Origin of the sequence: Citrobacter sp. Cf118, assembly GCF_030334095.1 — a bacterium.
Taxonomy (GTDB): domain Bacteria; phylum Pseudomonadota; class Gammaproteobacteria; order Enterobacterales; family Enterobacteriaceae; genus Citrobacter; species Citrobacter freundii.
In genome coordinates this window covers 114845-124338 of sequence record NZ_JAOWES010000042.1, presented here as the reverse complement: position 1 = coordinate 124338, position 9494 = coordinate 114845, and the positions used below count along the sequence as shown (strand labels likewise).

Genomic DNA, 9494 nt, shown 5'->3' with positions numbered 1-9494 from the left:
GTTCCGTGTCAGTGGAGGCGCATTATAGGGAGTTATTTCAGGCTGACAAGGGGAAATTTAAAATAATCTTCCGAGTGCGTATTTTTTCATCAAAACCACTTAAACTGACAGTTTTTCGAGCGTTTTAAAGCCATAGCGCTGTAGCACGGGCAATAGTTGTTCGGCTTCTGTCGTCATTGCCATACAAAATGCAACGTTCTCATCGGTTGATTTCGCATCTGGCGCTTCATGTTCTAATAACCAGGCCGTGCGGCGCGCAATCGCGGCACCAGAATCCACCAGCCGCGTCCCCTCGGGCAGGACCTGTAAAAGCTCTTCCTGTAATAGAGGGAAATGAGTGCACCCGAGCACTACCGTATCGGGTGGTTCCGACATCCGCAGCCACGGACGCAGAATACGCCGCAGATCTTCCAGAGAAACTGTTTCACCGTGCAGCTTCGCTTCCGCCAGTTCCACCAGCTCAGCAGAACCCAACATTGCAATTTGGCATTCGTTAGCAAACCGCGCAATCAGCTCATGGGTATACGAGCGCTTCACCGTTGCACGCGTAGCCAGCAGCCCCACTACGCCATTCGCCGTGAGTCGCGCCGCCGGTTTAATCGCAGGCACCACGCCCACAACCGGGAAGGCAAACTTCTCACGTAACGCAGGAAGCGACACCGTGCTTGCTGTATTACATGCGATGACCGCAAGAGAAAGGGGATAGCGCTGCTGGACAGCAGTCACAATCTCAACAACACGCTCGACGATAAACTCCTCGCTCTTCTCTCCATAAGGAAAGGCGACGTTGTCGAAAGCGTAGATATAGTGGAGATCCGGCAGAAGACGCCGGATCTCGTCATAGACCGACAACCCACCGACGCCGGAATCAAACACCAGCACGGTGGGACGGGGATCAGAAGGTGTAGCTGCCAGACAAGGTGTATTCCCGTCCTGCAGTTGCGTAGCCATAAACTGTCTCGTAATCTTTATCGAACAGGTTGGCGATTTTACCACGAACTGTCAGCCGTGAGGTGATTGGATATGACACGGCAAGATCCCACAGGCTAACTCCTCCCATTTTTACCGGCTGGTAGGTTACGTAGTCCGTGTCATAACGCGTTCCCAGGTAGTGATACGTCAGGCCCCAGTCAAAATCATAGACCTGCCAGTCAAGCTGGTATTTCACCTGCTGTTTAGAACGTCGTGCGAGGGGCTTGTCCGTAATTGCATTGCGCGAATCGACATAATCGTAGCTCAACGTATGTGCCAGCGGTCCGGTATCAAAGTTTGCGGTCGCTTCAACGCCTTTAATGCGTACTTTACCTTCGTTAAAGTATTTCTCGGTATGTGGGTCATAATCGATCATGTCATCGATATCGTTGCGATACCCTGAAACTCGCCAGTTCACACCCGCCGTTAAGCCTTCAAACGCCCCTTCCCATTGCTTACTTTGTTCAGGATCCAGGTTCGAATTGCCGTAATAACCATGCAACTGCCCGAGATTAGGTGCTTTGTAAGATGTACCGTAGGACGCAATAAAGCGATAGCCTTCAATAAACTCCCATCCGGCGCTGGTTTGCCATGTGCCATGACGTCCAAACTCGGAGTTATCATCGCTACGCGCCGCGCCTTCAAAGGTAAAGTCGCCCAATTGCTGCAACCCGGTCAGATAGAGTCCCGTATTACGCTGATCGTAACCGTCCGTGACATACCCGGTGCCAGGCGTCGTGGTTTGTTTTTGCCAGTCGACACCCGCGCCTACGTTACCGTGCCCCAGCACCATACTGTTGGACCACTGAACATTATATTGCTTCATATCATCCAGCGTGGCCGAGGAGTCATAGCGACCATAATCCGGATCATAGTTGTAGTCTTTGCTATGGCTATAGCTCGAAACCAGCTGCGACTGGATAAGCTCGCCATTAAAACGCAGTCCTGCATCCCAGCTTTGGCTGTAGAGTTTTCGGGTATCGAGGAGCGGCGAGCCAGGAGAGTAATATGAGTCGTAATTCGTGCGGTTATCATAACCATAACCGCGAACAAACCCACTCCAGGTGTCAGAGAAGTTGTGTTCCAGCGCGCCATACAGCGTTTTACTTAAAAAACCGTCTTTATCGGGCTGAGCCTGAGAGCCGGTGCTGCCGTATGCTATAACATCAAAGCCTTTGGTATAGGCATAATCGCCCATCAGCGTGACGCGCGTATTTTCGCCGAGCTGTTGTTGGGTTGAGACATCGTAATTCTGATACCCATTGCTCCCCACACCGGCTGTCAGTTCCGTCCCCGGCTTTTCGCGCGTGGTAATGATATTCACCACGCCGCCAATCGCATCAGAACCATAAACCGCCGAACGCGGCCCTCGAATGTATTCGATACGCTGCACTAACGAGACCGGGAACTGGCTGAGATCGGCTGCGCCGCTAACCCCTGCCAGGTTCAAGCGCACGCCGTCAATCAGCACCAGAACATGGCTGGCGTTGGTGCCGCGAATAGAGATAGACGAGTTTTGTCCCATACCACCGTATTGGGCGATATCGACGCCAGGCAGGCGACGAAGCACATCATTCACGGAGTTAGATTGCCAGCGATCGATATCCTGACGCGTAACAACGGTAATAGGAGCGAGTACTGCGCTACGAGGCTGCTGAAAACGGTTGGCAGTGACGACGAGAGTATCCGGGCGAGTGTCCTGTGCCCAACCAGAAAATGCCGTGACGGACAGCGCCGTGCACAGCAATGATTTTTTGATCATTGTAAAGCATCCACAATTTAAGAAGGATGCCGCAGGTCCCACCGATAGTACGCGATGATGAAAACCAGATGCGACGTTAGCCGGCAGGTCTTCGGGCTTGGAGGCGACTTAAAGAAACGATGACTTCCCGCGGCAATCCGCAGTGTCTGCACCAGGTGCGCTCATCTCTTACCTTCCTTACCGCTGCGCGTCAGCTCCAGATTTACACTGGATTCCCTTTTAACTCACAGGACCGGAAAACGGATGCTACAGTTTGTTACAACCTGGTGTCCAGACCGCGTATCACATTATCGGAAATCATCAATGACTGGACATCTGTTGAGCAATCCCTACAATCCCCGCGTACTTTTATTTTTCAGGACGCATCATGACCCCCGAACACCTTCCGACAGAACAGTACGACGCCCAGTTAGCTGAGAAAGTAGTGCGTCTGCAGAGCTTAATGACGCCATTTTATGCACAGGCTCCGGAAGTGTTTCGCTCACCGGTCAGCCATTACCGTATGCGCGCCGAATTCCGCCTGTGGCATGACGGTGATGACCTGTACCACATCATGTTCGACAGCCAGACCAAAAACCGTATTCGCGTCGACAGCTTCCCGGCAGCCAGCGAGCTCATCAACACGTTGATGACGGCAATGATCGACGGCGTTCGCAACAACCACATCCTGCGCCACAAACTGTTTCAGATTGATTACCTCACAACCCTGAGCGATCAGGCGGTGGTTTCGATGCTGTACCATAAAAAGCTGGATGATGAATGGCGTAAGGAAGCCGAAGCGCTGCGAGATGCGCTGCGGGCGCAAAACCTGAACGTGCATTTGATTGGTCGGGCTACCAAAACCAAAATTGAGCTGGACCAGGACTACATTGACGAACGCTTGCCGGTTGCAGGTAAAGAGATTATCTACCGCCAGGTTGAGAACAGCTTCACCCAGCCGAACGCCGCCATGAATATTCAGATGTTGGAGTGGGCGATTGATGTCACCAGGGGCTCAAAAGGCGACCTGCTGGAGCTGTATTGCGGCAATGGCAATTTCTCGTTAGCCCTGGCGCAAAACTTCAACCGCGTACTGGCCACTGAAATCGCCAAACCGTCCGTGGCTGCTGCACAGTACAACATCGCGGCTAACCATATTGATAACGTACAAATTATCCGCATGGCGGCCGAAGAGTTTACTCAGGCGATGAACGGCGTTCGCGAGTTCAACCGTTTGCAGGGAATCGATCTGAAGAGTTACCAGTGTGAAACTATCTTCGTTGACCCACCGCGCAGCGGTCTGGACAGCGAAACGGAGAAAATGGTGCAGGCGTATCCGCGCATTCTGTACATCTCCTGCAATCCGGAGACGCTGTGTAAGAACCTGGAAACGTTAAGCCAGACGCACAATGTTTCACGTCTGGCGCTATTCGATCAGTTCCCGTATACGCACCATATGGAGTGCGGAGTACTGTTAACGAAGAAGTAAGACTGAACGGAGGCCGGATAAGCACTATCGGTTCAGATTGCCGGATAGCGGCTTTGCCTTATCCGGCCTACAGCGACAACTGTTACTCCACAATTTCCTGTTTACGGTTACGCACTTTAAAGCCGATCCAGAACACCAGAATCACCGACAGCACCGCCGGGAAGAAGTTAGAGCCAATATCCGGATATTCAGCGCGTACCACGGTGCTGTACAGCAGAACACCGAGAATAAAACAGGCGGCGGCCAGGCCCGGCAATCCCACAGGCATGGTGCGGTTCTGATAGCGTTGATGCAGACAATAAACCGTCAGCACCAGCGAAATAATCGGGAATACGGAGAATGGCACAATGGAGCTAAACAGCGCCGCAAATGTACCATTGATCGATAAGCCAGCAACCAGCGCCAGCAGCAGCGTACCTTTATCTTGACCTGACTGTTTCATTGCTTGTCCTTCTCGTTACTCGGAGTGGTGCGTCATCTTCTCTTGTTCACGGCGGTACCAATAAAATGCGCCTTTCGCGATCATGCGCAGTTGCAATACCAGCCGCTCTTCTAGCTGTCGACGCTGTTCAGCGCCAACATCCAGTGCTTCTGCCCCGGCGCTGAAAACAATGGTTACCATGGCTTCGGCTTGCGCTTCAGTAAACGCACGAGGCATATGGTTTTCGAGTTCCAGATAGTCCGCAAGTTCCGCAATGAAGTGCTGAATTTCACGTGCGACCGCTGCACGAAACGCTGCGGATGTCCCCGAACGCTCGCGCAATAATAAACGGAAGGCGTTGGGATTGTTGCCGATGAACTCCATAAATGTTGAGACCGAGGTGCGGATCACACTCCCGCCCTTCGCGATACGCTGGCGCGCCTGGCGCATCAATTGACGCAGCATCAGACCGCTTTCGTCCACCATCGTCAGGCCGAGTTCATCCACATCGCGGAAATGGCGATAAAACGAGGTTGGCGCAATGCCCGCTTCACGAGCAACTTCGCGTAAACTGAGGCTGGCAAAACTACGCTCAGCGCTCAGTTGACTAAATGCGGCTTCTACCAGCGAACGCCGGGTTTTTTCTTTTTGTTGCGCTCTAACGCCCATCACGATGTCTGAATCCTTCCACATACCTTGCTGGCACTATACCAGAGATTAGGCGGTTGGCATGGCTTTGTGAATGATTGTTTACGCGCAGTTTGTGCTTCGACTTCGCAAAAAAGCACAACGATAATTGGGTTATCCTGACAACGATGTTACTATTCTGTTGCTTTTATGTATAAGAACAGGTAAGCCTGACCATGTCACATTCCTACGATTACGATGCAATAGTAATAGGTTCCGGTCCCGGCGGCGAAGGCGCTGCAATGGGTCTGGTTAAGCAAGGAGCGCGCGTCGCGGTGATTGAGCGCTATCATAACGTCGGCGGAGGCTGTACCCACTGGGGCACCATCCCGTCGAAAGCCCTCCGCCACGCCGTCAGCCGCATTATTGAATTCAATCAGAACCCACTGTACAGCGACCACTCCCGACTCCTTCGTTCTTCTTTTGCCGATATTCTCAACCACGCTGATAACGTTATTAATCAGCAAACGCGTATGCGGCAAGGATTTTACGAGCGCAATCACTGCGAAATTTTGCAGGGGAATGCCCGTTTTGTTGATGAACACACGATCGCCCTGGAATGTCACGACGGTACGGTGGAAACGCTGACTGCGGATAAGTTTGTTATTGCCTGCGGTTCGCGTCCTTATCGCCCTGTTGATGTCGACTTTTCGCATCCACGGGTTTACGACAGCGACTCTATCCTGAGCCTGCACCACGAACCACGCCATGTGCTGATTTATGGCGCGGGGGTCATTGGCTGTGAATATGCGTCGATCTTCCGTGGAATGGATGTCAAAGTTGATTTAATCAACACCCGCGATCGTCTGCTGGCGTTCCTCGATCAAGAGATGTCCGACTCGCTCTCTTACCACTTCTGGAACAGCGGTGTGGTCATTCGCCACAACGAAGAGTATGAGAAGATTGAAGGCTGCGATGACGGCGTCATCATGCACCTGAAATCCGGTAAGAAACTGAAGGCAGACTGCCTGTTGTACGCCAATGGCCGTACCGGTAATACCGATTCGCTGGCGCTGGAAAACATTGGCCTGAAAACCGACAGCCGTGGGCAGCTCAAAGTGAATAGCATGTACCAGACGGCGCTGCCGCATGTGTATGCCGTAGGGGATGTGATCGGTTATCCGAGCCTGGCATCGGCGGCCTACGACCAGGGACGCATTGCCGCCCAGGCGTTGGTAAAAGGCGAAGCCACCGCGCATCTGATTGAAGATATCCCGACCGGGATTTATACCATTCCAGAAATCAGCTCCGTTGGTAAAACCGAACAGCAACTCACGGCAATGAAAGTTCCATACGAGGTTGGCCGCGCCCAGTTTAAGCATCTGGCACGTGCGCAAATCGTGGGTATGAGTGTCGGAACGCTGAAGATCCTGTTCCATCGCGAAACCAAAGAGATTCTGGGGATCCACTGCTTTGGGGAGCGCGCGGCCGAAATTATTCACATCGGACAAGCGATAATGGAGCAAAAAGGTGGTGGTAACACTATCGAGTACTTCGTTAACACCACCTTTAACTACCCAACCATGGCAGAAGCCTATCGGGTAGCAGCGCTAAATGGCTTAAACCGCCTGTTTTAACGCACTGTCGAAATGGCCATCCATTGATCCACGGATGGCCTCTGCCAACTGTTCATAACGGCTGCGCAGCGGCGAACCAGGACGGTACACCAGACCAATCGTACGACGCGGTTCGGGTTTAATGCATGGCAGATAAACAACACCATCACGCTTACGCTCCGGCGGAACAGCCAGCGCAGGCAGTAAGGTGATACCGCTTCCTGCCGCCACCATGTTACGTAGCGTTTCCAGACTGGTTGCCCGAAAATGGGTATCTTCATCAGCACCCGCTTCAAAGCAGAAGCCCATTGCCTGATCGCGCAGGCAGTGGCCATCTTCCAGCATCAGCAGTTTTTCACCTGCCAGATCGGACATCGGTACACAGTCACGGTTTGCCCACGGGTGATCTTCATAGATCGCCAGCATCATAGGTTCATCAAATAACGGTACTTCGATGAACGCCTCACTCTCTTTCACCAGCGCCAGAATGACGCAGTCGAGCTTGCCGCTATCCAGTTGCGCTAACAGCTGATGTGTCTGCGCCTCATGGAGATACATTTCCAGTTTTGGGAAGGTCTGGTGCAACATCGGAATAATATGCGGCAGCAGGTATGGCCCCACCGTTGGGATCAAACCAATATGCAGCGGGCCAGACATTGTCTCGCCTTGTTGGCTTGCCATCTCCTTGAGCACTTTGACCTCGCGCAGCACGGTGCGCGCCTGATCCACCAGCAGCAAACCAGCCTGGGTGAACAGCACCTTGCGACTCGTACGCTCCAACAACATGACGCCAAGCTCATCTTCCAGCTTGCGGATCTGCCCGCTCAGCGTTGGTTGGCTAACGTGACAGGAGTCTGCCGCTCGTCGGAAGTGACGATGTTCGGCTAGCGCTACCAGGTATTCAAGATCACGAATATTCATTATTCATCCTCCATCGCCACGATAGTTCGTAGCGATAGGTAGCATAGCAACGAACGATTATCCCTATCAAGCTTTCTGTTTAATAATGCACCACAGAAACGGAACGGTACCCCTTTAACCCTTGAAGCTACTGTCCGTTCTGAGAGTTTCTCTCATACTCGAAATAACTAAAGCCAACGTGAACTTTTGCGGACCTTGTGTCCGCATTTTTTTTGCATAAAAAAGCCCGGCGTGACGCCAGGCTCGAATGATTACCCATCAATTTATGCCAGACGTGCCTTCGCGTAGTCGATCGCCTGTGCAACCTGCTGGGGTGACACGCCACCTTTTGCCGCGCGTTTATCCAGGCACGATTGCAACGAGAGGATCGGGTAAACGTCATCGCCAATCACCTGGCTGAACTTCTGTAAGTCGGCAAGCGACAGCGCTTCCAGCGGTTTGCCCTGACGAATCGCCTCGACCACCGTTTCCCCCACAATATGGTGCGCTTCGCGGAACGGGACACCTTTCGCCACCAGATAATCCGCCAGTTCAGTGGCGTTAGCATAGCCCTGCTGCGCCGCTTCCTGACAACGCGGACGTTTCACCTGGATACCATCCAGCACCAGCGCGGCCATATGCAGACAGTCCAGCCAGGTCTCGAGCGCGTCGAACAGCCCTTCTTTGTCTTCCTGCATATCTTTATTGTATGCCAGCGGGAGGCCTTTTAACGTCATCATCATGCCGGTCAGCGCACCCTGCACGCGACCGCATTTACCTCTGATCAGCTCCAGCGCATCCGGATTTTTCTTCTGCGGCATCAAAGATGAACCCGAAGTCACACGATCGGACAGCTCGACAAAGCCCGCTTCGCCGGTGTTAAAGAAAATCAGGTCTTCAGCAAAACGCGACAGGTGTACCATGCCGATAGAGGCGTCTGAGAGTAACTCCAGCACGTGGTCACGGTCAGAAACGCTGTCCAGACTGTTGCGCGTAGCCGAGGCAAAGCCCAACCAACCCGCCAGCTGCTCGCGATCGATTTCATACGCCGTACCCGCCAGCGCGCCGCAGCCTAACGGACTGACGTCCAGGCGTTTGAGCGCATCCTGCAGGCGGCTCTCGTCACGCGCCAACATTTCAACATAGGCCAGACACCAGTGAGCAAATGTCACCGGCTGCGCACGTTGCAGGTGGGTGTAACCCGGCATGACGGCGTCCTGGTTATTCTCCGCCGTCACCACCAGCGCAGTTTGCAACTGACGATTGGCCGATAGTAATTCGATAACCGTGTCTTTGCACCACAGCTTGAGATCGGTCGCGACCTGGTCGTTACGGCTACGTCCGGTATGCAGTTTTTTACCAAGCTGGCCGACTTTATCAATCAGCTTACCTTCCACCCAACTGTGAATATCTTCGGCATCGCTTTGCAGAATCTGCTGAGGATTCGCGCGAACCTCTTCCAGCAGATTATTCAGCGCTTCTTCCAACCGCAGCTGTTCATCAGCAGTCAGTACACCGACCGTTACCAACGCTTTGGACCAGGCCACAGAGCCAACAATATCCTGTTCTGCCAGGCGGTAGTCAAAACGCAACGAGTCGTTGAACTGTTTGAACCGCTGATCTGCTGCCTGTGTAAAACGCCCACCCCAAAGTGCCATAACGAATTTCCTTAATATGATATTTTTGCCCGGTGGCGCTGCGCTTACCGGGCCTACAAAACCCACGTAG

At 53.0% G+C, this 9494-nt stretch carries 8 protein-coding genes and 1 riboswitch; of the genes, 2 read left to right on the top strand and 6 right to left on the bottom strand.

The features are described 5' to 3' along the window. Positions 1–99 precede the first annotated feature (99 nt). Together murI and btuB are read right to left on the bottom strand one after the other, a co-directional pair. On the bottom strand, positions 100–951 hold the full coding sequence (gene murI, locus OGX67_RS01120; RefSeq protein ID WP_003028870.1) for a glutamate racemase: 852 nt from the start codon (positions 949–951) through the stop codon (positions 100–102). Then, positions 896–2734 (bottom strand): TonB-dependent vitamin B12 receptor BtuB, encoded by a 1839-nt coding sequence (btuB, locus tag OGX67_RS01115; RefSeq protein WP_257651914.1) that lies wholly within the window; start codon positions 2732–2734, stop codon positions 896–898. Before btuB ends, murI begins: the two co-directional genes overlap by 56 nt. A 65-nt stretch (positions 2735–2799) precedes the next feature. Continuing rightward, positions 2800–2986, bottom strand: a riboswitch (cobalamin riboswitch). Positions 2987–3101: 115 nt separating this feature from the next. Between btuB and trmA the strand changes: the two genes are divergently transcribed. Further along, positions 3102–4202 carry a tRNA (uridine(54)-C5)-methyltransferase TrmA gene (gene trmA, locus OGX67_RS01110; RefSeq protein WP_257651915.1) on the top strand — a complete coding sequence of 367 codons (1101 nt, stop codon included), beginning with the start codon at positions 3102–3104 and terminating at the stop codon, positions 4200–4202. Between the two features lie 82 nt (positions 4203–4284). Here trmA and OGX67_RS01105 read toward each other — a convergent pair whose 3' ends face one another. Then, the gene (locus OGX67_RS01105; protein WP_003028863.1) at positions 4285–4644 is read right to left on the bottom strand and encodes a YijD family membrane protein; all 360 of its coding nucleotides are present in this window, start codon (positions 4642–4644) and stop codon (positions 4285–4287) included. A 15-nt stretch (positions 4645–4659) separates the two neighbouring features. Next, the gene (gene fabR, locus OGX67_RS01100) at positions 4660–5295 is read right to left on the bottom strand and encodes an HTH-type transcriptional repressor FabR (protein WP_003028862.1); all 636 of its coding nucleotides are present in this window, start codon (positions 5293–5295) and stop codon (positions 4660–4662) included. A gap of 191 nt (positions 5296–5486) precedes the next feature. On the opposite strand from fabR, the gene sthA reads away from it, so the two are divergent. Continuing rightward, complete coding sequence (sthA, locus tag OGX67_RS01095) at positions 5487–6887, top strand: Si-specific NAD(P)(+) transhydrogenase (RefSeq protein WP_003028860.1); 1401 nt, start codon at positions 5487–5489, stop codon at positions 6885–6887. Here the strand turns inward: sthA and oxyR are convergent. Together oxyR and argH are read right to left on the bottom strand one after the other, a co-directional pair. Beyond that, positions 6870–7787 (bottom strand): DNA-binding transcriptional regulator OxyR, encoded by a 918-nt coding sequence (oxyR, locus tag OGX67_RS01090; RefSeq protein WP_008787060.1) that lies wholly within the window; start codon positions 7785–7787, stop codon positions 6870–6872. The two genes, sthA and oxyR, sit on opposite strands and share 18 nt — an antisense overlap. A gap of 263 nt (positions 7788–8050) precedes the next feature. Further along, positions 8051–9424 (bottom strand): argininosuccinate lyase, encoded by a 1374-nt coding sequence (argH, locus tag OGX67_RS01085; RefSeq protein ID WP_257651917.1) that lies wholly within the window; start codon positions 9422–9424, stop codon positions 8051–8053. Between the last annotated feature and the right edge of the window lie 70 nt (positions 9425–9494).

Bases quoted from the DNA above. Each gene is read 5' to 3' on its own strand.
- murI (WP_003028870.1), bottom strand. From the start codon at position 951: ATGGCTACGCAACTGCAGGACGGGAATACACCTTGTCTGGCAGCTACA.
- btuB (WP_257651914.1), bottom strand. From the start codon at position 2,734: ATGATCAAAAAATCATTGCTGTGCACGGCGCTGTCCGTCACGGCATTT.
- trmA (WP_257651915.1), top strand. From the start codon at position 3,102: ATGACCCCCGAACACCTTCCGACAGAACAGTACGACGCCCAGTTAGCT.
- OGX67_RS01105 (WP_003028863.1), bottom strand. From the start codon at position 4,644: ATGAAACAGTCAGGTCAAGATAAAGGTACGCTGCTGCTGGCGCTGGTT.
- sthA (WP_003028860.1), top strand. From the start codon at position 5,487: ATGTCACATTCCTACGATTACGATGCAATAGTAATAGGTTCCGGTCCC.
- oxyR (WP_008787060.1), bottom strand. From the start codon at position 7,787: ATGAATATTCGTGATCTTGAATACCTGGTAGCGCTAGCCGAACATCGT.
- argH (WP_257651917.1), bottom strand. From the start codon at position 9,424: ATGGCACTTTGGGGTGGGCGTTTTACACAGGCAGCAGATCAGCGGTTC.